Source organism: Nocardia sp. NPDC052001 (assembly GCF_040680615.1).
Taxonomy (GTDB): domain Bacteria; phylum Actinomycetota; class Actinomycetes; order Mycobacteriales; family Mycobacteriaceae; genus Nocardia.
In genome coordinates, this window is sequence record NZ_JBFAXC010000001.1 from 21,820 (window position 1) to 44,505 (window position 22,686).

27 protein-coding genes are annotated in these 22,686 nt (G+C 67.3%); 17 read left to right on the top strand and 10 right to left on the bottom strand.

Going from position 1 to position 22,686, the window contains the following annotated elements:
• Nucleotides 1–173: 173 nt before the first annotated feature.
• Nucleotides 174–1,472 (bottom strand): nicotinate phosphoribosyltransferase, encoded by a 1,299-nt coding sequence (locus AB0L82_RS00100; RefSeq protein ID WP_364632690.1) that lies wholly within the window; start codon nucleotides 1,470–1,472, stop codon nucleotides 174–176.
• Between the two features lie 275 nt (nucleotides 1,473–1,747).
• On the opposite strand from AB0L82_RS00100, the gene clpS reads away from it, so the two are divergent.
• From clpS to rdgB, 10 genes are all read left to right on the top strand, one after another.
• Nucleotides 1,748–2,023, top strand: coding sequence for an ATP-dependent Clp protease adapter ClpS (gene clpS / locus AB0L82_RS00105; protein WP_364632692.1), 276 nt, complete (start codon nucleotides 1,748–1,750; stop codon nucleotides 2,021–2,023).
• A 22-nt stretch (nucleotides 2,024–2,045) separates the two neighbouring features.
• Nucleotides 2,046–2,615 (top strand): DUF2017 domain-containing protein, encoded by a 570-nt coding sequence (locus AB0L82_RS00110; RefSeq protein WP_364628617.1) that lies wholly within the window; start codon nucleotides 2,046–2,048, stop codon nucleotides 2,613–2,615.
• 31 nt (nucleotides 2,616–2,646) lie between these two features.
• The gene (locus AB0L82_RS00115; RefSeq protein WP_364628620.1) at nucleotides 2,647–3,708 is read left to right on the top strand and encodes a P1 family peptidase; all 1,062 of its coding nucleotides are present in this window, start codon (nucleotides 2,647–2,649) and stop codon (nucleotides 3,706–3,708) included.
• 125 nt (nucleotides 3,709–3,833) lie between these two features.
• Nucleotides 3,834–4,283: a M67 family metallopeptidase gene (locus AB0L82_RS00120; protein WP_364628623.1), complete on the top strand. Its 450-nt coding sequence runs from the start codon at nucleotides 3,834–3,836 to the stop codon at nucleotides 4,281–4,283.
• A gap of 32 nt (nucleotides 4,284–4,315) precedes the next feature.
• Nucleotides 4,316–4,594 carry a MoaD/ThiS family protein gene (locus tag AB0L82_RS00125; RefSeq protein WP_364628625.1) on the top strand — a complete coding sequence of 93 codons (279 nt, stop codon included), beginning with the start codon at nucleotides 4,316–4,318 and terminating at the stop codon, nucleotides 4,592–4,594.
• A 3-nt stretch (nucleotides 4,595–4,597) separates the two neighbouring features.
• Nucleotides 4,598–5,560 (top strand): cysteine synthase, encoded by a 963-nt coding sequence (locus AB0L82_RS00130; RefSeq protein WP_364628628.1) that lies wholly within the window; start codon nucleotides 4,598–4,600, stop codon nucleotides 5,558–5,560.
• Nucleotides 5,561–5,681: 121 nt separating this feature from the next.
• Nucleotides 5,682–6,380: a rhomboid family intramembrane serine protease gene (locus AB0L82_RS00135; RefSeq protein WP_364628630.1), complete on the top strand. Its 699-nt coding sequence runs from the start codon at nucleotides 5,682–5,684 to the stop codon at nucleotides 6,378–6,380.
• A gap of 74 nt (nucleotides 6,381–6,454) precedes the next feature.
• Nucleotides 6,455–7,219, top strand: a complete 765-nt coding sequence (locus AB0L82_RS00140; protein ID WP_364632693.1) for a cyclic nucleotide-degrading phosphodiesterase — start codon at nucleotides 6,455–6,457, stop codon at nucleotides 7,217–7,219.
• 86 nt (nucleotides 7,220–7,305) lie between these two features.
• Nucleotides 7,306–8,079, top strand: a complete 774-nt coding sequence (rph, locus tag AB0L82_RS00145) for a ribonuclease PH (RefSeq protein WP_364628633.1) — start codon at nucleotides 7,306–7,308, stop codon at nucleotides 8,077–8,079.
• Nucleotides 8,079–8,687: an RdgB/HAM1 family non-canonical purine NTP pyrophosphatase gene (rdgB, locus tag AB0L82_RS00150; protein ID WP_364628636.1), complete on the top strand. Its 609-nt coding sequence runs from the start codon at nucleotides 8,079–8,081 to the stop codon at nucleotides 8,685–8,687. Before rph ends, rdgB begins: the two co-directional genes overlap by 1 nt.
• Nucleotides 8,688–8,770: 83 nt before the next feature.
• Here the strand turns inward: rdgB and AB0L82_RS00155 are convergent, their stop codons facing one another.
• The 4 genes from AB0L82_RS00155 to AB0L82_RS00170 form a co-directional block, all read right to left on the bottom strand.
• Nucleotides 8,771–9,178, bottom strand: coding sequence for a DUF3817 domain-containing protein (locus AB0L82_RS00155; RefSeq protein ID WP_364628639.1), 408 nt, complete (start codon nucleotides 9,176–9,178; stop codon nucleotides 8,771–8,773).
• Nucleotides 9,175–9,639 (bottom strand): transcriptional regulator, encoded by a 465-nt coding sequence (locus tag AB0L82_RS00160; RefSeq protein WP_364628642.1) that lies wholly within the window; start codon nucleotides 9,637–9,639, stop codon nucleotides 9,175–9,177. Before AB0L82_RS00160 ends, AB0L82_RS00155 begins: the two co-directional genes overlap by 4 nt.
• A gap of 71 nt (nucleotides 9,640–9,710) precedes the next feature.
• Nucleotides 9,711–10,586, bottom strand: coding sequence for an oxidoreductase (locus tag AB0L82_RS00165; RefSeq protein WP_364628644.1), 876 nt, complete (start codon nucleotides 10,584–10,586; stop codon nucleotides 9,711–9,713).
• A gap of 155 nt (nucleotides 10,587–10,741) precedes the next feature.
• Nucleotides 10,742–11,680, bottom strand: a complete 939-nt coding sequence (locus AB0L82_RS00170; protein ID WP_364628647.1) for a sigma-70 family RNA polymerase sigma factor — start codon at nucleotides 11,678–11,680, stop codon at nucleotides 10,742–10,744.
• 73 nt (nucleotides 11,681–11,753) lie between these two features.
• Between AB0L82_RS00170 and AB0L82_RS00175 the strand changes: the two genes are divergently transcribed.
• Together AB0L82_RS00175 and AB0L82_RS00180 are read left to right on the top strand one after the other, a co-directional pair.
• Nucleotides 11,754–12,410, top strand: coding sequence for a TetR/AcrR family transcriptional regulator (locus AB0L82_RS00175; RefSeq protein WP_364628650.1), 657 nt, complete (start codon nucleotides 11,754–11,756; stop codon nucleotides 12,408–12,410).
• A gap of 110 nt (nucleotides 12,411–12,520) precedes the next feature.
• A complete protein-coding gene (locus AB0L82_RS00180; RefSeq protein WP_364628653.1) occupies nucleotides 12,521–14,557 on the top strand; it encodes an MDR family MFS transporter in 2,037 nt (678 codons plus the stop codon).
• Nucleotides 14,558–14,616: 59 nt separating this feature from the next.
• Here the strand turns inward: AB0L82_RS00180 and AB0L82_RS00185 are convergent, their stop codons facing one another.
• The 3 genes from AB0L82_RS00185 to AB0L82_RS00195 all read right to left on the bottom strand — a co-directional run bounded on the left by AB0L82_RS00185 (nucleotide 14,617) and on the right by AB0L82_RS00195 (nucleotide 17,630).
• Entirely contained in the window at nucleotides 14,617–15,831 is a 1,215-nt protein-coding gene (locus tag AB0L82_RS00185; RefSeq protein ID WP_364628656.1) for an FAD-dependent monooxygenase, read from the bottom strand.
• Between the two features lie 202 nt (nucleotides 15,832–16,033).
• Complete coding sequence (locus AB0L82_RS00190; protein ID WP_364628658.1) at nucleotides 16,034–16,696, bottom strand: PadR family transcriptional regulator; 663 nt, start codon at nucleotides 16,694–16,696, stop codon at nucleotides 16,034–16,036.
• 133 nt (nucleotides 16,697–16,829) lie between these two features.
• The gene (locus AB0L82_RS00195; protein ID WP_364628661.1) at nucleotides 16,830–17,630 is read right to left on the bottom strand and encodes a helix-turn-helix transcriptional regulator; all 801 of its coding nucleotides are present in this window, start codon (nucleotides 17,628–17,630) and stop codon (nucleotides 16,830–16,832) included.
• 158 nt (nucleotides 17,631–17,788) lie between these two features.
• On the opposite strand from AB0L82_RS00195, the gene AB0L82_RS00200 reads away from it, so the two are divergent.
• Complete coding sequence (locus AB0L82_RS00200; RefSeq protein ID WP_364628664.1) at nucleotides 17,789–18,232, top strand: hypothetical protein; 444 nt, start codon at nucleotides 17,789–17,791, stop codon at nucleotides 18,230–18,232.
• A 50-nt stretch (nucleotides 18,233–18,282) separates the two neighbouring features.
• Complete coding sequence (locus tag AB0L82_RS00205; RefSeq protein WP_364628667.1) at nucleotides 18,283–19,302, top strand: NAD(P)-dependent alcohol dehydrogenase; 1,020 nt, start codon at nucleotides 18,283–18,285, stop codon at nucleotides 19,300–19,302.
• 63 nt (nucleotides 19,303–19,365) lie between these two features.
• On the opposite strand, the gene AB0L82_RS00210 is transcribed toward AB0L82_RS00205, so the two are convergent.
• Nucleotides 19,366–20,175, bottom strand: coding sequence for a LysR substrate-binding domain-containing protein (locus AB0L82_RS00210; protein WP_364628669.1), 810 nt, complete (start codon nucleotides 20,173–20,175; stop codon nucleotides 19,366–19,368).
• Nucleotides 20,176–20,266: 91 nt separating this feature from the next.
• Between AB0L82_RS00210 and AB0L82_RS00215 the strand changes: the two genes are divergently transcribed.
• From AB0L82_RS00215 to AB0L82_RS00225, 3 genes are all read left to right on the top strand, one after another.
• Nucleotides 20,267–20,770 carry a nuclear transport factor 2 family protein gene (locus AB0L82_RS00215; RefSeq protein ID WP_364628672.1) on the top strand — a complete coding sequence of 168 codons (504 nt, stop codon included), beginning with the start codon at nucleotides 20,267–20,269 and terminating at the stop codon, nucleotides 20,768–20,770.
• Nucleotides 20,771–20,911: 141 nt separating this feature from the next.
• On the top strand, nucleotides 20,912–21,403 hold the full coding sequence (locus tag AB0L82_RS00220; RefSeq protein WP_364628674.1) for a hypothetical protein: 492 nt from the start codon (nucleotides 20,912–20,914) through the stop codon (nucleotides 21,401–21,403).
• Nucleotides 21,404–21,437: 34 nt separating this feature from the next.
• On the top strand, nucleotides 21,438–21,905 hold the full coding sequence (locus AB0L82_RS00225) for a hypothetical protein (RefSeq protein ID WP_364628677.1): 468 nt from the start codon (nucleotides 21,438–21,440) through the stop codon (nucleotides 21,903–21,905).
• A 24-nt stretch (nucleotides 21,906–21,929) separates the two neighbouring features.
• Here the strand turns inward: AB0L82_RS00225 and AB0L82_RS00230 are convergent, their stop codons facing one another.
• On the bottom strand, nucleotides 21,930–22,670 hold the full coding sequence (locus AB0L82_RS00230; RefSeq protein WP_364628680.1) for a VIT family protein: 741 nt from the start codon (nucleotides 22,668–22,670) through the stop codon (nucleotides 21,930–21,932).
• Between the last annotated feature and the right edge of the window lie 16 nt (nucleotides 22,671–22,686).

Below are 22,686 nucleotides of genomic sequence, written 5' to 3' on the forward strand. Positions count from 1 at the left end.
CCCGTGGATGAACCGCGACGGTTCGATGCTCGTATTGCATTGTGCCGCCCGCTGGTCAGCGTGGTCCACGCGCGGTCGGCGGACGCCATTCTCGACGCTCGAGCCCCTCCTCGCGCGTCGAGACATGGCGACCGATTCGGTGCCTGCCGAGCCCGGCGACCGGGGTGCGCGCGCTAGGCGGTGAGGAAGGTGGTCGGGATTGCGGGTTCGCCCGCGGAGAGTTTGAGGCCCTCCCAGGGCAGGCTGATCAGGCCCTGTGCGACCAGGTCCCGGCTCTGCTGGAGGGTGGGCTGGTCGGGGAGGATCTCGCCGTCGCGGACGAGGGGGGTTTGCAGGTCGCGGATCTGGAAGCCGTTGGGCTCGGGATGGGGTGCGGAAGCGGGGTAGACGATTTCCTCCACGACCGTGCCGGTGCTGCGGGACAGGCGCACGGCCTTCTTGGTGCCGCCGCGAGATTCCTTGTGCGAGCTGCGTTTCGCGACCGGGACGCCTTCGACCTCGACGAGTTTGTAGACCATTCCGGCGGTGGGCGCACCGGAGCCGGTGACCAGGGCGGTGCCGACACCGTAGACGTCCACCGGTTCGGCGCGCAGCGAGGCGATGGCGTACTCGTCGAGATCGCCGGAGACCACGATCCGGGTCTTCACCGCGCCGAGTGCGTTCAACTGTTCGCGGACCTGGCGGGCCAGCACCCCCAGATCACCGGAATCGATTCGCACGCCGCCCAATTCGGGTCCGGCGACCTCGATGGCGGTGGCGACGCCGCAGGTGATGTCGAAGGTGTCCACCAGCAGGGTGGTGCCGACGCCGAGCGCGGCGATCTGACTGCGGAAGGCGTCGGCCTCGTGTTCGCCGTCGGATCCGCTGTGCAGCAGGGTGAACGCGTGCGCACTGGTGCCCGCGCCGGGAACGCCGAAGCCGCGCACGGCTTCCAGATTCGAGGTGGCGTCCAGCCCCGCGAGATACGCGGCCCGCGACGCCGAGGGCGCGGCCAGCTCATGCGTTCGGCGCGAACCCATTTCGATCATGCGCCGCCCGCCCGCGGCGCTCACCATGCGCGCGGCCGCGGCGGCGATGGCGCTGTCGTGGTTGTAGATCGACAGCGCCAGGGTCTCCAGCAGCACGCATTCGGCGAAGGTGCCGCGCACGGTCAGGATGGGGGACCCCGGGAAATACAGCTCGCCTTCGCGATACCCGTCGATATCCCCGCTGAACCGATAGTCCCGCAACCACGCCACGGTGTCCGGATCCAGGAACTTCCCGACGATCGCGAGTTCGGGCTCCCCGAAACGGAATTCACGCAGCGCCGCCAGCAGCCGCCCGGTCCCCGCCACCACGCCGTACCGCCTGCCATGCGGCAATCGCCGGGCGAATACCTCGAACGTGCACCGCCGATGCGCGGATCCGTCCGCCAGCGCGGCGGCGAGCATGGTCAGCTCGTACTGATCGGTCAGCAATGCGGTGCTGGTCATCCCGGCGGCGATCGTCACGGGTTCCACTGTAGGCACAGACCGAACGGTCATCCTGGTGACACCGCCCCACGACACGTCGGCGATATAACGCTCGTGGTGGGCGTGTCGTGTGGGCTGTTGTTTCTTCGGGGTCGAGTCGTACCCTGGACGTTATGGGTCTGTGCAGAGAAGACGCTGTCCGGATTGCCGCCCGGACGGGCGGCGTGAGCGGGACGGTATCGGCGGCACAACTGACATCATCGACTTCCCGGGTCGTACTGGGCGCGTCGCAGGCCATGCCCGAGGCGGTCGAGTACACCGAAATCCTCGAGGCCGAGGACCGCCCTTGGGTAACGGTCGTTTGGGACGATCCGGTCAACCTCATGCACTACGTGACGTACATCTTCCAAAAGCTGTTCGGCTATAGCAAAGCCAAGGCAACCGAACTCATGCTTCAGGTGCACAACGAGGGCAAAGCCGCCGTCTCCTCCGGCTCGCGCGACAAGATGGAACACGACGTGCAGCGCCTGCACGAGGCCGGACTATGGGCGACCATGCAGCGTGACCAGTGACCCGGGCGACTACGGTAGGCCCGTGCGGAAGTGGAGCAGGAAGAACTCCCTGGGCGGGCTGAAACTCCGTTCGGAAATGGACGCCCACGAGGCGGAGGTACTGCGCTCGCTGGTGGGCGCGGTGACCGGATTACTCACCGACCGAGCCCGTTCGGCCCCCGAGGACGATCTGGCCGCCCTCACCGGGTTACAGCTGGGCAACTCCACCCCGCCCGATGACCCGCGCCTGGCCCGGCTGCTCCCGGATTTCCACCGCAGCGAACCCGGTTCCCCCGACGCCGACCGCGCCGACCTGAACAGCGCACTGCGCAGTCTGCACGAACCCGACATCATCGAAACCAAGGTCTCCGCGGGCCTGGTCATTCTGGAAACCCTCCCGCCGCAGGGCGGCAAGGTGGTCATCACCCCGGAGCAGGCCGAGCACTGGCTCACCGCCCTCAATGACGTCCGCCTGGCCCTGGGCACCGCGCTCGATATCAGCGCCGATATGCCCGATCAGTTGGACGAGGATGATCCGCGCGCCCCGAGCCTGGACGTCTATCACTGGCTCACCTGGATGCAGGACTCCCTGCTGCAAGCGCTCATGCCGTAATCGCGCCCCCGCCACTTCGGAGGTACACATCGTGAACAACAGTGCGGGACCGAACAATTCGATCACCGATGTGACGGGCGTCCTGGTGGGGCACGAACATCGCATCGATTCGAACGCCACCCTCGGCACCGGCGCGGCCACCGGCTGCACCGTGCTGCGCGTCCCCGGCGGCGCGACCGCGTCGGTGGATGTGCGCGGCGGCGGACCGGGCACCCGGGAAACCGATCTGCTCGATCCCGGCAATACCGTGCGCCAGGTGAATGCCGTATTGCTCACCGGCGGAAGCGCTTACGGCCTCGCCGCCGCCGACGGCGTGATGCGCTGGCTGGAAGAACACCACGAGGGCATTCCGATGGATCCGGCCGATCCGTCCCGCGTGGTGCCGATCGTTCCGGGTGCGGTGATCTTCGATCTGCCGGTGGGCGCGTGGGATATTCGGCCCGACGCCGATTTCGGTTTCCTCGCAACGGATGCCGCCGCAACGGATTTCGCCTGCGGTTCGGTGGGCGCGGGCGCGGGTGCGCGCGCCGGTTCCATCAAGGGCGGCGTCGGCACCGCCTCGGTCCGCTTCACCGACGGCCCGGCCGCCGGAATCACGGTGGGCGCGTTGATCGTCGCGAATCCGGTCGGCTCGGTCTTCGATCCGCGCACCGGATTGCCGTGGGGCGCGGGCACGGACGGTCCGGACCATTTCGGCCTGCGCCCGGTCGCGGCGGACAAACTCGCCGCCGCCAACGCGCTGCCCGTGAAGAGCACCGTCCTGAACACCACCATCGGCGTGGTGGCCACCGATGCCGCCCTGGACCCCTCGGCCTGCCGCCGCCTGGCCACCACCGCCCACGACGGTCTGGCCCGGGCCATCCGCCCCGCGCATTCGCCGCTGGACGGTGACACCCTGTTCGCCCTGGCCACGGGTGCGGTCACCCCGGCCCCCACCTTCCCGCTGCCCCCGGCCTTCCCCGCCGACCTGCTCCTGCTCGACGAGCTCTGTACCGCGGCGGCGGTCTGTGTGGAACGCGCCATAGTCGACGCCATCCTGTCCGCCACCTCGGTAGCCGGAATCCCTTCCTACGCGGAACTTTTCGGCGAATAGCGTGATGCGCACCGGGTGTCGCCGATCACTCACGCCGCGACGGGCGCGGGGTGTGATCCCGGTCGCGGGGAATAGGTGAATATTCTGACCTGTTGAGGGCAGCGGTAAAGGGAAGGATTCGAACTGTGCTGGTGATCAGGGCCGATCTCGTGGAGGCGATGGTCGCGCACGCGCGCGCCGATCACCCGGACGAAGCCTGCGGTGTCATCGCCGGTCCCGAGGGTTCGGATCGTCCGGAGCGTTTCGTGGCCATGCTGAACGCCGAACGCTCGCCCACCTTCTACCGCTTCGATTCCGGTGAGCAATTGCGCGTCTGGCGCGCGATGGACGACGCCGATGAGGAGCCGGTGGTCATCTACCACTCGCACACCGCCACCGAGGCGTACCCGAGCCGCACCGATATCTCGTACGCGTCCGAGCCGAACGCGCATTACGTGTTGATCTCCACCCGCGACGCCGACGCGCACGAGCTGCGCAGCTACCGCATCCTCGAAGGCGTGGTCACCGAGGAGCCGGTCGAGATCGTCCCCGCCTACTCCGGCACCGGGTCGGATACCGAATCCGCCGACGCCTGAACATCTTCCGCCGGAAACAGCAAGGAGTCCCAATGCCGGTCACCGTCTCCATCCCCACCATCATGCGCACCCTCACCGGCGGTGAGAAGCGCGTACAGGCCGAGGGCGCGACCCTGGCCGAACTCATCGACAACCTGGAGGCCAACCACACCGGCCTCAAGGAGCGACTGCTCAAGGACGGCAAGCTCAACCGCTACGTGAATATCTACGTCGACGACGAGGATGTGCGCTTCACCGGTGGTCTGGCGGCCGAGGTGCCCGAGGGCGGCACCGTCACCATCCTCCCGGCGGTCGCCGGCGGTTCCCGCTAAACCGTGGCGCGCTACGAGTCGCTGATCGCGACGCTCGGTGATACGCCCCTGGTGGGCCTGAAGAACCTGTCCCCGCGCTGGGACGGCGAGAACCATGTGCGGCTGTGGGCCAAACTCGAGGACCGCAATCCGACGGGTTCGATCAAGGATCGCCCGGCGCTGCGCATGATCGAACAGGCCGAGGCCGAGGGCAAGCTCACGCCCGGCTGCACGATCCTGGAGCCCACCAGCGGAAATACCGGCATCTCGCTGGCGATGGCCGCGAAACTCAAGGGCTACCAACTGGTCTGCGTCATGCCGGAGAACACCTCGGTGGAGCGCCGTCAGCTGCTCACCATGTTCGGTGCGCGCATCATCGACTCGCCCGCCGCGGGCGGCTCCAATCAGGCTGTGGCGCTGGCCAAGCAGATCGCCGCCGAACATCCGGACTGGGTGATGCTCTACCAGTACGGCAATCCGGCGAACGCGCTCGCGCACTACGAGACCACCGGCCCGGAGATCCTGGCCGACCTGCCCGAGATCACGCATTTCGTGGCGGGCCTGGGCACCACCGGCACCCTGATGGGCACCGGCCGCTTCCTGCGCGAGAAGGTCCCGTCCATCGAGATCGTCGCCGCCGAACCGCGCTACGGCGAACTCGTCTACGGTCTGCGCAATATCGACGAGGGCTTCATCCCGGAGCTGTACGACGCCTCGGTGCTGACCTCCCGCTTCTCGGTCGGCCCCTACGACGCGGTCCGCCGCACCCGCGAACTGGTCCTGGAAGAGGGCATTTTCGCGGGCATCTCCACCGGCGCGATCCTGCACGCGGCCCTGGGCGTTGCCAAGAAGGCCGAAAAGGCGGGCGTCACAGCCGACATCGCCTTCGTGGTGGCCGACGGCGGCTGGAAATACCTCTCGACCGGGGCCTATGACGGCACCCTGGAAGAGGCCGAAGACCGGCTGGAGGGGCAACTCTGGGCCTGAGCGCTCGCGGCGCCGATCGCTTGGGGCGCTGATCACTCGGGCGCGGTGGTCGCGCGTGCGGGCCGCCGGGCGAGCAGCGGCGGTACGCTCGGGGCAGAGCTTGGCCTAGGAGGTACCGGCTATGGGCGGCAGCGGCGTCGGCGCGTCATTCGATCCGGATCGGATCGCGCGACTGCGGGGGCAATTGACCAATCCCGGCGTCGCACAGCGCGGGGGCGGCGCGCTGAAGCTGCTGTGGCAGCGGGCGATTGCGATCATTCTCGCGTTTACCGCCTTCCTCTACGGGGTAGAAGGCGTCGACACCGTCACCGGCCATCACCTCGACGAGGCGGGTGGTGTGAAGCCCCGTCAACTCGACGGTTTGGACGGGATTCTGTTCGCCCCTGTGCTGCATGCCAATTGGCCGCATCTGCTCGGTAATACGGTTCCGGTATTAGTGCTGGGTCTGCTGACCCTGCTGACGGGTATCGGCCGGGGCCTCGCGGCGACCGCCATCATCTGGGTGATCGCGGGGACCGGCACCTGGCTGATCGGCCAAAGCCACTCCGTTCACGTCGGCGCGTCGGTGCTCGTCTTCGGCTGGCTCACCTACCTCATCTCGCGCGGTGTGTTCGCCCGCAATGTGGTGCAGATCGCCATTGGCCTGGTGGTGGGGTTGCTGTATGGCTCGATTCTGTGGGGTGTACTGCCCGGACAGCCCGGAATCTCTTGGCAAGGGCATCTTTTCGGGGCGGTGGGTGGACTGGTTGCGGGGTGGGTACTCTCAGCGGATGAACGTCGTCATCGTCGCGGGGCCAACGCCGGCCGACTCGTGTCGTAAGGGTGACGGTGGACCCGGTCGGCGATTTGGGGGATCCCTCCTTGAGTGAGACAGCAGCGTGGCAGCATGGGGGAATGCGCCTCACCGTGATCGGGTGCTCGGGCAGCGTGTCCGGCCCGGATTCCCCGGCGTCGGGATACTTGCTCACCGGCCCGGATATGACTCCCACCGTCATCGATTTCGGTCCCGGCGTGCTGGGCGCGTTGCAGCGCCATCTGGATCCGGGCGAGGTGGATATCTTCCTCACCCATCTGCATGCCGATCACTGCCTGGATCTGCCCGGGCTGCTGGTGTGGCGGCGCTACCATCCGAATCCGCCAACGGGTAAGGCCATCGTGTACGGGCCTTCGGATACCTCGTTGCGCATCGGCAACGCGTCCGCGGAGATCGGCGGCGAGACCGATGACTGGTCCGATGTGATCGATATGCGGCAGTGGTCGGTGGGGGAGCCGATCCCGTTCGGTCCCGGCCACACCGTCGAGGCGCGCCGCATGTACCACCCGCCGGAGTCCTACGGCCTGCGCATCAAGACCGCCGCCGGGCGCACCTTCGTCTACACCGGCGATACCGCCATCTGCCCCGAGGTCTACGACCTGGCGCGCGGTGCGGACGTACTGCTCGCCGAGGCGTCCTGGACGCACGATCCGGCGAACCGGCCCCCGGGCATCCACCTCTCGGGCACCGAGGCGGGCATGATCGCCGCCGAGGCGGGCGTCGGTGAACTGCTGCTCACCCATATTCCGCCGTGGACCTCGCGCGAAGATGTGATCGCCGAGGCGAAGGCCGTTTTCAGCGGTCCGGTGCACGCGGTGTCCCCGGGCGAGACCTTCGACATCTGACGCTCCCGATCCCACCATTCGCCGACATGTCCGCGACCCGTATGGGCCGCGGACATGTTCGTTCCGTGCACTATTAGGCTGGGCCCGTGTCTAAACGAGCCGATGGCAGGGCGGATGACGAACTCCGCGAGGTAAAGATCACCCGTGGGTTCACCACGCATCCGGCGGGATCGGTGCTGGTGGAATTCGGCGGGACGCGCGTCATGTGCACCGCGAGCGTCACCGACGGGGTGCCGCCGTGGCGTCGCGATTCCGGATTGGGCTGGCTGACCGCCGAATACGCGATGCTGCCCGCCGCCACCCACACCCGTTCCGGGCGTGAGTCGGTCAAGGGCAAGGTCGGCGGCCGCACCCAGGAGATCTCCCGTCTGATCGGGCGTTCGCTGCGGGCCTGTATCGATCTGTCCACCATCGGCGAGAACACCATCGCGGTCGACTGCGATGTGCTGCAGGCCGACGGCGGCACCCGCACCGCCGCGATCACCGGTGCGTACGTTGCGCTTTCGGATGCGGTCACCTATCTGGCCGCGGCCGGGCAGTTGACCGATCCGCAGCCCATCTCCTGCGCCATCGCCGCGGTGAGCGTCGGCGTGGTGGACGGCCGTGTGCGCCTTGATCTTCCGTACGAGGAGGATTCGCGCGCCGAGGTCGATATGAACGTGGTCGCCACCGATACCGGCACCCTGGTCGAGATCCAGGGCACCGGTGAGGGCGCGACCTTCCCGCGCTCCACCCTGGACAAGATGCTGGACTCCGCGCTCGCGGGCTGTGAGCGCATCTTCCAGGTGCAGAAGGAAGCGCTCGCACTGCCGTATCCGGGCGTGCTCCCGGAGCCGTCCGAGGGGAAGAAGAAGTCCTGATGTCCCGCCGCGTCCTGGTCGCCAGCCGAAATGCCAAGAAGCTCAACGAATTGCGCCGCATCCTCGATGAGGCCGGTATCGCGGGCGTCGAAATCGTGGGCCTGAACGACGTTCCGGAATACGAGGAGGCCCCCGAAACCGGCGCGACCTTCGAGGAGAACGCTCTCGCCAAGGCCCGTGACGGTTTCGCGGCCACCGGATTGCCCTGTGTCGCAGACGATTCCGGTATCGCGGTAGACGCACTGAACGGTATGCCCGGTGTGCTCTCGGCACGCTGGTCCGGTACGCACGGCAATGACGAGGCCAACAACACCCTGCTGCTGGCCCAGCTCGGCGATGTCCCGGACGAGCGTCGCGGCGCGAGCTTCGTCTCGTCCTGTGCCCTGGTCGCGGACGGTGTCGAAGAGGTCGTGCGCGGCGAATGGCCGGGCGTCATCTCCCGGAATCCGTTGGGCGACGGCGGTTTCGGCTACGACCCGCTCTTCGTTCCGGAGGGCGGCACCGTCTCGGCGGCGCAGCTCACCCCGGCCGAGAAGGACGCGGCCTCTCATCGCGGCCGCGCCCTTCGCCAACTGCTCCCGGCTCTGAAAGCCTTGGCCGCCAACTGAATTGACCGTGTAATTCCGGCAACGCCAGCACAGCGAACGCGCCCCCATCCATCGGATGGGGGCGCGCTCGTCGTGTGTGCGGCTCAGAGCCCGAAGGCGGCCTTGACCTCTTTGGTGCGCATGTGCTCGAACACGAAGGACAGGAACGGAACCGTGCCCGCCAGGCAGGTCAGCGCCGTGGTGACCGGCTTCCACCGCGCCTTGATGCCCAGATCGATGGTCATGACCAGGTACAGCATGTAGAAGATGCCGTGCACCTGCCCGACGTAGAACAGCCAGTGCGGTGCGGTGCTGCTGTCGTCCAGCAGCAGGTACTTGTAGATCACCTCGCCGGTGAGCACCAGCAGCCACAGACCGGTGATCCAGGCCAGAATCCGGTACCGCAGCAGTGCGCCGCGGATCTTCTCGGGTGCGGCCGCGCCGAGCGGTCGGGGCGCGAGGGTTTCCGCACCGGTCGCGACGGGGGCCTGGGAGTTGTCGCGCGCGGTCACCCGGCGCTCCTTTCGGGGTGGTTGCGCAGCCCGGCGTCCTGGATCTGCTGATCGAGATCGCTGGCGTGCAGTTCGGCCAGGTACCTGTTGTATTCGGCGGTCTGCGGATCATCCTGGGCGGCCGCCTTGGGCCGCTCGGGCAGCAGTCCGGCCGGAATCTCGCGCGGCGCCTGCGGCTTGGGCCGCTTCGGGCGCGGCGCGACTTCGCCTTCGGCGACCGGCGGCGCGGCTTCGAACTCGGCCTCCAGTTCGGCGTCCTTCTCCAGCCGCACGAATCGGAAGTAAGCCCACACCACGAACCCGGCGAACAACGGCCACTGCAATGCGTAACCGAGGTTCTGCGCGGTGCCGGTGCCGGATTCATAGCGCCCCCACTGCCACCAGCCCAGGCCCAGGCAGGCCACGAATGCCACGACCACGAACACGATCAGGGCCGGACGGCGTTGGGGAGCGGAAGACACCATCCCACGGTACCTGCCTACTACGGCCACCGTAGTAGGAGGTCCATCGCATTATCGGAAGCTGTTGATGCTCAGAACTTGTAGGTGACGCCCGTGAGCCGCTCGGACTCCTCCCACAGACGACGCCACAGTTCGCGATCCTGGGACAGCTTGCTGGAGGGCGCGTGCTCGACCGGGCCCTTATTGCCCATCAGGCGGGCCGGGCCCCAATAGACGGTGGGATCGGCGTCCGGTTCGGTCGCCCCGAAAAGGGAGGAGTGCGCGGCCAGGGCGGGTGCGTGGCCGACCAGGCGGATGACCGGTTTGGCGATGCGGTCGATGGGGGTTTCGGTGCGGGCGAACAGATCGGTCGCCGAGACGCCGGGGTGCACGCCGTAGGAGCGCTTGCTGGAACCGGCGGCGGTGAGACGGCGCTGGAGTTCGCGGGCGAACATCAGATTCGACAGCTTGGACTGCGCGTACGCGAGATTGCGCTGGTACCTGCGGTTTTCGTAATTGAGGTCGTCGATCCACAGCTTGGGGGTCTGCTTGTGCGCGATGGACGCCAGCGTGACGACGCGATCGCCGATCTTGTCCAGCAGCAGCCCGGTGAGCGCGTAGTGGCCGAGATGGTTGACGCCCCACTGGGTTTCGAAGCCGTCCTTGGTGCGCGAGAACGGTACGTTCATCAGCCCGGCGTTATTGATCAGTACATCGAATTCGCCTTGGCTGTCCGCGAATTCGCGAATCGATTCCAGGCTGGCCAGATCCAGTCCGGCGACCCGCACATCGCCGTCGATGCGGTCGGCGACCTCTTGCGCCTTCGCGGTATTGCGGCAGGCCATGATGACGGTGCCGCCCTTGCTCGCCAGCACCTTGGTGGTCTGCTCGCCGAGCCCGCCATTTGCTCCGGTGATCACGAAGGTGCGCCCGGACTGGTCCGAGATATCGCTTGGCTTCCATGCCATGGCTGTTGACCTCACAGGTTCGGCTTCGGTGCGCTTCGTCGCGCACACGGTCCGCTGATCTTACTCCAGAGTAAGTTCCTGCGATAGGCCGAGTGTCCGGGACGCACCGGACGGTGTCCGGGACGCGCCGCAAGCCGCGCGACGCGTCCCGGAACTCAGCCGAGCATGTCCGCCAGAGCCGACATGCGCGACGGCTGCCGCAGCCGCTGCATACCCTTGGACTCGATCTGCCGCACCCGCTCCCGCGAAACTCCGAACAGGCGGCCGACCTCCTCCAGGGTGCGCGGCTCCGCACCGTCCAGACCGTAGCGCAGTGTGATGACCTGCGCCTCCCGCTCCGGCAGACCCGCGAGGACTTGGCGGATCCGGCCGCGGGCGGCGGCCTCGGTGACGGTCACCGAGGGATCCGGTGCACTGTCCGCCAGCAGTGCGCCGAGTTCGGTGGCGTCCTCCTCGCCAACCGGGAGATGCAGCGAAATCGGTTCGCGCCCATGGCGTAGCACCTCGCGCACCTGCTCGACCGGAAGCTCCATCGCCGTCGCGAGCTCGTCCATCGTCGCTTCGCGCCCGAGCTGCTGGGACAGCTGTCGCTGCGTGCGCTTGGCCCGGTTCAGCACCTCCACCACGTGCACGGGGACCCGAATCGTGCGGCTCTGATCGGCCAGCGCGCGCCCGATGGACTGTTTGATCCACCAGGTCGCATAGGTCGACAGCTTCAAACCGCGACGATGGTCGAACTTGTCGATGGCGTGCATCAGGCCCAGCGTGCCCTCCTGGGTCAGGTCCAGCAGCGACATGCCCGCCGGAGTCGGATAGTGCTTGGCGATGGAGACCACCAGGCGCAGGTTGGCGCGCACCATATGGTCCTTGGCGCGCCGGCCGTCGGCGCTCGCCAGCTGTAGTGCGCGCCGTTCGGCGGCGCTGAGTTCGATTGCGGTGGAAGCGGACTCGTCCATTCGCTGCCGCGCCAGCCGTCCGGCTTCGATGCGTTCTCCCAATGCGTACTCATCCTGTGCGGTCAACAACGCGGTGCCGCCGATGCGACGGAGGTAGTCCTTGATGGCGTCTTCGCTGAGGGTGATCGCGCTACTCATGCCGACAAACTTAGATGCGACCTAAAAATATGTCAAGAATGAATTTGTGACGGAATCAGATATAGTCCTCGACATGAACGCACAGATCACCGATGGCAGGTCGGCGGGCCTGCGGGAGCGCAAGAAGCAGCAGACCCGGCAGCACATCTCGAACACCGCCACCCTGCTGTTCCTGGAACGCGGCTACGACAGCGTCACCATCGCCGAGATCGCGGCCGCCGCGGACGTCGCCAAGATGACGGTCACCAATTACTTCCCGCGCAAGGAAGACCTGGTGCTCGATCTGCACGACATCTTCGTGGAGACGCTCGCGCAGACGGTGCGTGAGCGCGAGATCGGCGAATCGGCGCTGGCCGCGCTGCGCCGCAACTACCTCGCCACGGTCGCGGAACGCAATGCGGTGGTGGGCTTCTCCGGCCCCGACTTCGCCCGCCTGATCACCAGCAGCTCGGCCCTGGTGGCGCGGCTGCGCGAATTCCACGAGGAGCGCGAGCGCCGCCTCGCGGCCTGCCTGGCCGCCGAAACATCCGCCGGGCCGGACGAATTCGCCCCGCGGGTGGCGGCGGCACTGCTCGGCGGCATCCATCGCGCGCTGTTCGAGGAGACCCTGCGGCGCACGGTCGCGGGGGAGTCCAATGACGTCATCGCCGGGGCGCTGACCGGGAATGTCATCACCGCGTTCGACACCCTGGAGCCGTCGCTGGGTGACTACGCGGTGCGCGCGAAATAGGGCGTATTCGGCACCCGGGCGTGGATCCCAGCCTAAAGCGTGCCGGGATGACGGACTGGTTAGCCGTGTCGTTGCTGTGTCTTCGGTAGTGGGCGAAACATACTGGGCCGATGACCGGTGCCAGCGTGGCCGTCGCTCCTTCGGTGCCCCAGCCTCTGAGTCGGGCCCGGATCAATGTCATCTTCGGCACGGTGGTGCTCGGGATGCTCATGGCGGCACTCGATTCGACCATTGTCGCCACCGCCCTGCCCACCATCGTCGCCGATCTCGGCGGCTCCGGGCATATGGCCTGGGTGGTCACCGCCTATCTGGTCGCCGAGGCCATCGCCACGGCGCTGGCCGGAAAATTCGGTGACCTGTTCGGGCGCAAACTGATCTTCCAGCTCAGCGGGGCCATTTTCATCCTGGGTTCGATCGTCGCCGGAATGGCGCACGGGATGGATTTGCTGATCATTGCCCGAGCCGTGCAGGGGCTGGGCGCGGGCGGACTCATGGTCACCTCGATGGCGCTGATCGCCGATGTGATCCCGCTGCGCGAACGCGGCCAGTACCAGGGTGCGCTGGGCGCGGTGTTCGGCGTGACCACGGTGGTCGGCCCGACCCTGGGCGGCCTGTTCACCGATCACCTGAGCTGGCGCTGGTGCTTCTACGTGAACGTGCCCATCGCCATCATCATGATTCTCGTTGCGGCGCGGACGATTCCGGTGGTCCGCAATGCGGTGAAACCGATCGTCGACTATCTGGGCATCGCGCTCATCGCCATCGGTGTCACCTGCCTGATCCTGGGCCTGGAGTGGGGCGGACAGGAATACGCCTGGGGTTCGGCCATGATCATCGGGCTGTTCGCGGCGGCCGTGGTGGCGCTGGCGGCATTCGTCGCGGTGGAGCTGCGGGCCGAGGAGCCCATGCTCCCCATGCGCCTGTTCCGCAGCAATGTCTTCACCGTCTGCTCGATCCTGAGCTTCATCGTCGGCTTCGCCATGCTCGGCGCGATGACCTACCTGCCCGCGTTCCTGCAATACGTGAAGGGCGTATCCGCCACCGCTTCCGGTGTGCAGACCCTGCCGCTGGTGGTCGGACTCTTCGGCACCTCGATCCTGTCCGGCACCATCGTCGGCCGAACCGGCCGGTACAAGTTCTTCCCGATCGCGGGCACGGCGGTGATGGCGCTGGGCCTGTTCCTCATGTCCACCATGGATGCCGGTACGAGTTTCTGGTTGCAGTCGCTGTACATGCTGATCCTGGGCCTCGGCATCGGCCTGGCCATGCAGGTGCTGACCATCGCGGTGCAGAACAGCGTGCCGTATTCGGATCTGGGCACCGCGACCTCGGGTGTGACCTTCTTCCGCACCATCGGCAGCGCCTTCGGCACCACGGTTTTCGGCACGCTGTACTCGAATCAGCTGGGCCCGCACCTGACTTCTGCGCTGATGGAGGCGAAGGTGCCGCCGGAGGTGGCGCAGAATCCGCAGGCGCTGCGCGCGCTGCCGCCGGAACAGGCCATGCCGATCATCGATGCCTACGCCACCTCCATCGACTATGTCTTCCGCTGGGTGGTGCCGGTCGCGGTGCTCGGCTTCCTGATCGCCTGGTTCCTGAAAGAGGTTCCGCTGCGCGACAGTTCGCGCGGTCAGGCCGCCGATGTCGGCGAGGGGTTCGCGGTGCCGGACTCCCCGGATCGCGGGGTGCAGATGGAGCGGGCCATCGTGCGGGTGCTGCGCAAACTGCGTGACAACGCCGTCCCCGAACCGGGCATCCTCGCGGCGTCGGGCAGTTCCCTGGCCAAGGATGAGGCGTGGGCGCTCGGCCAGGTGCGCATGTATCAGCGCCTGCGCGGTTCGGTCACGGTCTCCGATATCGCCAAAACCCACTGGGTGCCAACGGAATTGGTGGAACCGGTGTTCGAGAAGACCCAGCGCGAGGGTCTGGTCCGCCGCGACGGTGAGGAACTCTCGCTCACCGACCGTGGCATGCGCGAGGTCGACACCGTGCACACCGCCTGGAAGCACTGGCTCGAAAACCAGCTCGACGACTGGGATCTCACCGATCCCAAGGACCGCGCCCTCTTCGATCAGAGCATCGACAATATCGCCACCAAACTCCTCGACGAGGCGGACTACCCGGACGCCCTCCCCGCCAAGCGCTGAACGCCCGTACGACCGTGGCCGTTGCCTGGAAAGGCAACGGCCACGGTCATTTCCATCGCTCAGGCGGTGGCCCGGACCGGTCGCACCGGTGCGTCCCAATCGATTCGGAAATGCTGCTCGGGTCCGAACACCTTCTCCGGATCCATGCGCTTGAACATCATCGGCATGATCATGCCCATGAACGCCCGGGTCACCGGACCCGCCGCCTTGGTGTTATTCATCCGCTTGACCCGATTCGCGACCCCTTCCACCCGGGGCCGCCGCAGCGCCTCATAGGTGGCGAAAGCCAGTGCCGGATCATCGATATCGCGCAGGCAGTGCGCGAGTTCGATGGCACTCTCGATGGCCATGGACCCGCCCTGCCCGGAGGTATTGCTGGGCGCGTGCACGGCGTCGCCGGTGAGCACCATGCGCCCGCGATACCAGTGCGGTACCGGCGGCATGATGTGCAGCGCGCCGACGACCTGCAAATCCGCCGCCTGGGTGGCCTGCGCCAGCGCCGCACCCGGGGTGTCGTCCGCGTACGTCTCGCGCAGGATGCGCAACCATTCCTCATTCGAGACGCTGCGCGCCTCGGTGAGTGAAAGGTATTGCGGGTGCGGCAGATTCGCACCCCAGGCGACGCGCCCGTCCGGCATGACCCAGTACAGGTAGTAGGCGCGCTTGCCGAAGGCGAAGGTCATATCGGACGGTTCCAGATCCACCGGGCATCGCGTGTACGCGCCGAATCCGAGCATATTCAGATACTGCGGTCCCGGAGCCTTCGGATCGATGAGGGTGCGCACGGTGGAGCGGATGCCGTCCGCGCCGATGAGCACATCACCGGTGGCGCTGCTGCCGTCGGCGAAATGCGCGGTAATGCCGTCCGCGTTCTCCTCGACTTCGACCAGTCGCCGGTTGTACTCGAATTTCACCCCGGCGGCGACGGCGACATCGTGCAGCGCGGTGTGCAGATCGGGCCGGTCGACCAATTGCAGCGGTTCGACGCCCTTGATCCCGGGCAGTTTGATGATCTTGCCGTTGACCGACATGGATTGCGCCCGGATCGGCGCGGCAATGGCCCGGACGGCGTCCGCGGCCCCGATGATCTCCAGCGCGGCCAGCCCGTTGGGGGCCAGGGCCAGGTTGGAGCCGATGCCGTAGGCGGGTCCCGGGTACGCCTCGAAGACGCGGGCCTCGATCCCGGCCTTGTGCAGCGCGGCCGCGACGACCGGTCCGGAAATGCCGCCGCCGATGACGAGGGCGCTGCGAATAGCGCGTGAATTGATGGACATGGGTTGTCTCCCTGAATATTCGAAGGGTGCGATAAACCCCGAATCAGAGCGCGCGCGGAGAACCCAGTTATCCTGTAGTTGCCAAACTCGGTACGAGTTCGCCTGCACGAGCACGGATCGGGAAGGTGTGTTCCCGGGTCTCGGCGGTGGTGTTGCAGCACCTTCGCCGGGGCCCGGTCTTATCGGTGAATCGATCGGTGGTTCAGTCCGGCGGCGATTGCGCGCCGGGCAGCCCTCCCTCCACTTGCGCCACGACATCGGCGGGCAGGGAGCCGCCGCTATGCCACTCCCGCCACTGGTCTACCTGGGGAAAACTGCCGTCGGCGAGGGTATCGCGCAGCGTGCGCGCCCAGTTCGCCTCCGCGGTCAGCATGGTGAGCTCATAGTCGTTTTCGACCAGGAATAGGTGCGGCAATGAGCCTGCGAGCGAATCGATTTGGGTGCGGATGGCGGCGATGGTCGTCTCCAGCTTGGTGATTCGGTCGGTGAGCAGGCCGATCACCTCATCGGGCGGCAGCACCGAGAGCACCGAGAGTCCGGCCATGAACGGCCGCTGTTCGGGTTCCGGGCTGGCGATGAGTTCCCTTGTCCAGTCCGTGAGTTCGGCGCGACCGGCCTCGGTGATGCGGTAGATGGTGCGTTCGGGGCGGGCCCCGTCGCGCTCACTGCCGGTGACCTCGAGGAAGCCGTGTTTGGTGAGGTTGTCCACGACGGTATAGAGCGAACCCCATTTGACGCCCATATCGTGGTCTTTGCCGTACTCCCGCAAACGGGCGGCGATCTCATAGCGGTGCATGGGCTGAATGGCCATGACCGACAGCACCGCCAGTGCCATCAGATTTCCGACCTTGCGCTTGCGAGCCATCTCCGGCACCTCCCTTACTCGTCTACGAATATACGTCTACGAGTATATGAAAAACAAGGGCCGATACCTGCCCCGAAACGACAGCGCGCCCCGCACGGCAAGGCCGTGCGGGGCGCTGGGTTCGGTTCGTGCGTCAGGAAGTGGCGAAGCGTGCGCGCAGATAATCCGAGGTGGCCTGATCGGCGGGCAGGAAAGCCTCCAGGTGCAGTTCGGCCAGGGTGATATCGGTGGCCGTCGCGAACGAGGTCAGCGTCGTGATCAGGCGCAACTCGCCACCGGGACTGCGCAGCCGCAGCGGTACCGCGAAACCCAGGTGCTGCGGACCGGGATCGACCGGGGGCAGGTACGCCTCCAATTCGGTGATGAGCGCGTCCAGATCCGGATCCGGACTGCGTGCCGCCCGATTGCGCAGGCTGTCGGTGATATGCCGCCCCCATTCGGGCAGATTGATCACCCGCCGGGCCAGGCCGTCCGGATGCAGCGCCAGCCGCAACACATTCAACGGCGCGTCGAGCAGCTCCGGCGCGCAGCCCTCGGCCAGCATCTCGAATGCGGCATTGGCCGACACCAGGACCCCATACGGCCGGGTCACCACGGCCGGATACGGCAGGTGCCCCTGCAGAATGGTGTCCAGCGCGTGCCGTACGGGACCGAGTTCCGGTGCGTCCAGAGCGGATTCGGGAAACGCGGGAGCGTAACCCGCGGCCAGCAGCAGCGTATTGCGTTCGCGCAGTGACAATCCCAGCGATTCGGCCAGCCGCACCACCATGGTGCGCCCGGGATGTGAGCGACCCTGCTCCAGGAAGCTCAGATAGCGCTGACTCGTCTCGGCGCTGATCGCGAGATCGAGCTGGCTGATCCGGCGCCGGGTGCGCCAGTGCCGCAACTGCTGTGCGAAGGGGCTCGCCGGTGCTGCCACCGCCATGATCGTCATACCTCCACTGTGTGCGCCCGGCCGTCTCCGGGCGATTCCCCGGAGGGAATGGCCCGCCTGTGGAATGACAAGCGCGGCCATTCGATCATTCCCCGCGGAGCATGATCATTCCCTGCGGGGAATCGCGCTCGATCGCGCCGCCGAACAGACTTTCGGTCATGAGCAACGAGCTGAACACCGCCGCACTGACCACCCTGACCGAGCAGTACATCACCCTCTGGAACGAGGCCGACGCGGCCGCTCGCACCAAGCTGATCGCGGAACTGTGGGCCGAGGACGGCGCGCAGGTGCTGACCGATCCGCCGCAGGAGATCCGCGAGGCGGCCGCCGCCATCGCCTTCCCCGTCCCGTACCTGACCGTGCGCGGCCACCGCGAGCTGGACGCCCGGGTCACCCGGGCCTACGAAATGTTCATCGCCCCGGGCGAATACACCTTCCAGCCCCTCGGAGTGGCACAGCGCCTGGCCGGCGGTCTGGCCGGTCTCGGCTGGGCGATGGTCGCCACCGCGGACGGCTCGATCGGCGGCACCGGCTACGACGTGCTGGCGCTGGACGAGGACGGGCGCATCCGCAGCGATCACCAGTACATCGGCCCCGCGTAGCGACACCTTCATCGGCACAACAACTTTCGAACGCTTTCAGGAGAACCACAATGAATGGCATTGCGTACCAGATGGATCCGCTACGCGGCCTCGACGGCCTCGGCACCCGGGCGCAACGGCTGCCCGAGCCCGGACCGCATCAGGTCGTCGTGAAGGTCCGCGCCACCTCGCTGAATCGTCGCGACATCCTGCTCTACGAGGGCAAATACCCGGTCCCCATGACCCCCGGCATCACGCCCCTGGTCGACGGCGTCGGCGAGGTGATCGCCCTGGGCGAGGGCGTGACCCGCGCCGCGCTCGGCGACCGGGTCACCGGCACCTACTTCGTCGCCTGGAACGACGGGCCGCAGACCCAGAAGTCCTCCTTCGAGCAGTACGGTGCGAATCATCACGGCTGGCTGGCCAACTATGTGCTGCTGGAAGAGGATTCGGTGGTGCACGTCCCAGAGCACCTCACCGACGCGGAGGCCGCATCGCTCACCGCGGCGGGCCTGGTGGCCTGGTCGGCGCTGACCAAGCCGGTTCCGGCGGGACCGGGGGATACCGTGCTCACGGTCGGCACCGGCGTGGTCGGGTTGTTCGCCGTCCAGCACGCCAAAATGCTGGGGGCGCGGGTCATTTCGATCACCTCCTCGCCCGATAAGGCCGAGCGCCTGCGCAAACTGGGGGCCGATGAGGTCATCGACCGCAAGGAATTCCCGGACTGGGAGCAGCGGGTCCTGGAGCTCACCGGTGGGGACGGCGTCCAGCATGTGATCGATGCGGTCGGCATGCCGACGCTGCCGAAATCGCAGGCGTCCGGGGCCTACAACGCGATGATCACGCTGATCGGCGCGTTCCCGGCCGAGGCCGGACAGCAGCCCGGTGATCCCACGGGCTTCAAATACCTGGGCGTGCGCCGGATCGCGGTCGGCTCGCGCGCCGATTTCGAGGCGATGAACCGCACCATCACCGACCATCGGATGCGGCCGCTCATCGACCGGGTGTTCCCGTTCGACCAGGCGCGCGAGGCGTTCCGCTACTACACCGAGGACGACCCGTTCGGCAAGGTCGTCATCTCCGTCGCCTAGCCGCCCGCCCCGTCATCCCGGCGCGCTTTGGGCCGGGATCCACAGCCCGGCCGCGATATTCATTCAGCCGGGCTGGGCGGCGACCTCCGCCGCGCTCACGAACTCACGGATACGCGCGGTGTCATTTCCCCTGCGCCACAGCAGCACCCACTGAACCGGCGCGGCATCGCGGAGCGGGACATAGGCGACATCGGGGCGGGCGTGATAGCGCTGCGCGTGAGCCCCGATGGGCAGCACCCCCTTGCCCGCGCCGACCGCGGTCAGCAATTCACCGGTGGTCCCGGTTCCGGTCAGCACGGTGGTGGCCGGGATATCGGCAAGGGTCACCGAACGTCGCTGTGCGAGGCGGTGATTCACCGGCACCGCCAGTATCCGGGCCTCGGTGACCAGCACCGGCCCGGCGGTGATATCCGGATCGTGCACCGGCAGCACCCCCAGTGCGATATCGATCTCACCCTCGCGCAACCACGGAATCACCTGTGCGGGTTGAGCTTCCCGAATTCGCACGGCGCACTCCGGCATCCGCTCGCGGAAGAGTTCGGCCGCGCGGGTGAGTAGTTGTCCGGTCGCCGCTTCCACGAACGCCACCTCCAGGGTGCCACCGCGTCCGCGTCCGGTCGCCACGGTGTGCGCCACCGCCGCCGAGATCCGATCCCAGGCGGGCCGCAGTTCGGCGTAGAGATCACGCCCGGCCGGTGTCGCCGCCACCCGCCTGCTACTCCGGTCGAAGAGCGGAACGCCCAGTCGCCGTTCGAGTTTGGCCACGGTCTGGCTCACCCGCGCGGTGGAGATGTGCAGCCGGTCGGCGGTGCGCCCGAAGTGCAGCTCCTCGGACAGGGTGAGCAGGACCTCTATTTCATGCCGCTCCAGCATGTCCGCCTCCACCAGCATCGTTAAGCCGTGCTTGACGATCGTTGCACACCGTCGCATTGCCGCCGCCCGCGCGGCCGCCGACAGTGAAGCAATGCCTGTCACCGCACCGCACGCCCTGTCCGCCCCGATCGCCGACTACACGGCGACGGTCCGGGAATTACGCGATCGCGCCGAGATCACCGATGCGCTGTACCGCTTCGCCCTCGGCCAGGATCTGGGCGATCGGGAATTGTTCGCCTCATCGTTCACCGAGGACGCCGAACTCGACTTCCAGCCGGCCGCCGACCGCTGGGGTGGCAAGGCCCCGCTCATGGTGGGCCGGGATTTCATCGTCGACACCATCCTGAGCGGCTTCGCGGGCCGCGTCGACACCAGCCACCAGGTCACCAATCCGCGCGTTGTCATCGACGGCGACACCGCCTGGCTGACCGCCATGGTCGAGGCGCAGCACCTGCGCACCTATAACCACGATGTCTTCGCGCTGCTGAAGAACCGCTACGAGGTGGAGCTGGTTCGCGATGGTGAGCGCTGGCTCATGCGGAGCGTCCGCATTGTGAATATCTGGTTCACCGGCGACCCGAAAGCCATCTTCTAGCAATCAGAGAAAATAGATACTGAGCTGGAATGATTCTGAGTCATTAGGTCGATTCAGGTTCATGGCAAACCTGTGTACGGTCCTGGAAGACGAGCTTTTCGGATCGGCGGGCAAGCTGCCCGGGAATCGAAGGAGTTTCCGGTGTCCCTCGGCGCGGTGCGCGATAAACCTCAGGTGAGCGACAACGACGGCACACCCGGCGTGGTGGAGTCCGGCGAGATGTCGGCGCGCACCCTGGTGCTGATGATCGTGCTCTCGCTGGGCGTGGTGCTGGCCCTGGTCGGTGGCAGTGTGCGCAGCAGCTTCGGCGGCACCGGCGACTCCTCCGATGAACCCGCGGCCCCGGTCACCAGCTCTACCCAGCAGCCAGCCGGTGCCGGATCGTCACCTGCGTCGGCTCCCGCGCCCGCACCGCCCCCGCCCGCACCGGCTCCCGAACCGGCGCCAGCCCCCGCTCCGGCCCCCGAGACGTATTACGCCCCGGCCCCGGTCGCTCCGGCTCCCGCGCCCGAACCCGCGCCGCCGCCCGCGCCCGCCCCGCCGCCGCCCGCGCCGGTCATCCCGGACATTCTCGCTCCCATCCTGCCGTTCCTGCTGCCACCGCCCCCGCCACCACCACCCCCGGCGCCCTGACCGGCGGTCGGCCGGAATCCGAAGGAGGACAACCATGCTCGGTAGCCCGCGGCAATCCGACTCGGCGCACGAAGGCGATCTCGACCCGCGCGGTCTGGCCGCGGTCGTCCTCGTTTCCGGGCTCATGGTGCTCGCCATCGGCGCGGGCATGCTGCTCACCCGCTCCGGCGATACCGACGCGAATCCCGTTCGCGGCGTGCTGGATCCGAGCCGTACCTCGATGTATCACCCGCCGGCCGCGCCCGCCGCGGTCGTTCCGCCCCAGCGTGATTCGGTGGTCCCGGGCAATGGGCTGCTGCCCCCGTCGCAGGCTCCGGCGGCCGGTCCCGCCGCACCGGTGAACGGTCCCGCCACCCCGCAGATCGGGTCCCCGGAGCTGGTGTATCCGCGCATGGCTCCGGCGAATCCGCCTGCCGCACCCGCCAATTCGCCGCCCGTGGCGGTGGCTCCGCCCGTCGCACCGCATCCGGTGGACGTTCCGATCCTGCTGCCCCCGCGATAGTCCGGCGTCGCGGGACGGTTCGCGCTAAATTCCGGAAAACCCTGCGAGCTGACCGATTCCGTAGGTGACCGCCATGGCGAGCGCGCCGCCGAACACCACGCGCAGCACCGCTCGCCCCCGACTGCCGCCGCCGAGACGTGCGCTCACCGAGCCGGTGATCGCCAGTGCCACCAGCACTGCCGCGAAGGTGACGGGAATTCGCCACGAGACCGGCGGCAGCAAAATCGCCAGCAGCGGCAGAATCGCGCCGAGCGTGAACGACACCGCGGAGGAAATGGCCGCATGCCACGGATTGGTGAGTTCGGTCGGGTCCAAACCCAATTCGGCTTCCGCGTGCGCCCGGAACGCGTCATGCGCGGTGAGTTCCTCGGCCACCTGTCGCGCCGTCTCCTTGGAGAGCCCCTTGCCCTCGTAGATCTGCGCGAGCTCGGCCAGTTCGAACTCCGGTGATTCGGCCAGTTCCCGCCGCTCCTTGGACAGCAATGCCCGCTCACTGTCCCGCTGCGTGCTCACCGATATGTATTCGCCCGCCGCCATGGAGATCGCACCGGCGGTCAATCCCGCGATACCCGCGGTGAGAATCGCCGAACTCTCCGTCGTCGCCGCGGCCACACCCACCACCAGCCCGGCGGTGGAAACGATCCCGTCATTGGCCCCGAGCACCCCCGCCCGCAACCAGTTCAGCCGCGAAGCCAGCCCCTCGTTATGCGGTTCATGCGGATGCGGTTCCCCGACCCCGCCCGCCTCGACACTCGTTTCGGCCACCCCGAAAGCCTATTCC

Coding starts and splice junctions, on each gene's coding strand:
- AB0L82_RS00100 (WP_364632690.1), bottom strand. CDS start 1,472: ATGACCAGCACCGCATTGCTGACCGATCAGTACGAGCTGACCATGCTC.
- clpS (WP_364632692.1), top strand. CDS start 1,748: ATGCCCGAGGCGGTCGAGTACACCGAAATCCTCGAGGCCGAGGACCGC.
- AB0L82_RS00125 (WP_364628625.1), top strand. CDS start 4,316: ATGCCGGTCACCGTCTCCATCCCCACCATCATGCGCACCCTCACCGGC.
- AB0L82_RS00135 (WP_364628630.1), top strand. CDS start 5,682: ATGGGCGGCAGCGGCGTCGGCGCGTCATTCGATCCGGATCGGATCGCG.
- AB0L82_RS00140 (WP_364632693.1), top strand. CDS start 6,455: ATGCGCCTCACCGTGATCGGGTGCTCGGGCAGCGTGTCCGGCCCGGAT.
- rdgB (WP_364628636.1), top strand. CDS start 8,079: ATGTCCCGCCGCGTCCTGGTCGCCAGCCGAAATGCCAAGAAGCTCAAC.
- AB0L82_RS00165 (WP_364628644.1), bottom strand. CDS start 10,586: ATGGCATGGAAGCCAAGCGATATCTCGGACCAGTCCGGGCGCACCTTC.
- AB0L82_RS00170 (WP_364628647.1), bottom strand. CDS start 11,680: ATGAGTAGCGCGATCACCCTCAGCGAAGACGCCATCAAGGACTACCTC.
- AB0L82_RS00175 (WP_364628650.1), top strand. CDS start 11,754: ATGAACGCACAGATCACCGATGGCAGGTCGGCGGGCCTGCGGGAGCGC.
- AB0L82_RS00180 (WP_364628653.1), top strand. CDS start 12,521: ATGACCGGTGCCAGCGTGGCCGTCGCTCCTTCGGTGCCCCAGCCTCTG.
- AB0L82_RS00185 (WP_364628656.1), bottom strand. CDS start 15,831: ATGTCCATCAATTCACGCGCTATTCGCAGCGCCCTCGTCATCGGCGGC.
- AB0L82_RS00190 (WP_364628658.1), bottom strand. CDS start 16,696: ATGGCTCGCAAGCGCAAGGTCGGAAATCTGATGGCACTGGCGGTGCTG.
- AB0L82_RS00195 (WP_364628661.1), bottom strand. CDS start 17,630: ATGACGATCATGGCGGTGGCAGCACCGGCGAGCCCCTTCGCACAGCAG.
- AB0L82_RS00200 (WP_364628664.1), top strand. CDS start 17,789: ATGAGCAACGAGCTGAACACCGCCGCACTGACCACCCTGACCGAGCAG.
- AB0L82_RS00205 (WP_364628667.1), top strand. CDS start 18,283: ATGAATGGCATTGCGTACCAGATGGATCCGCTACGCGGCCTCGACGGC.
- AB0L82_RS00210 (WP_364628669.1), bottom strand. CDS start 20,175: ATGCTGGAGCGGCATGAAATAGAGGTCCTGCTCACCCTGTCCGAGGAG.
- AB0L82_RS00215 (WP_364628672.1), top strand. CDS start 20,267: ATGCCTGTCACCGCACCGCACGCCCTGTCCGCCCCGATCGCCGACTAC.
- AB0L82_RS00225 (WP_364628677.1), top strand. CDS start 21,438: ATGCTCGGTAGCCCGCGGCAATCCGACTCGGCGCACGAAGGCGATCTC.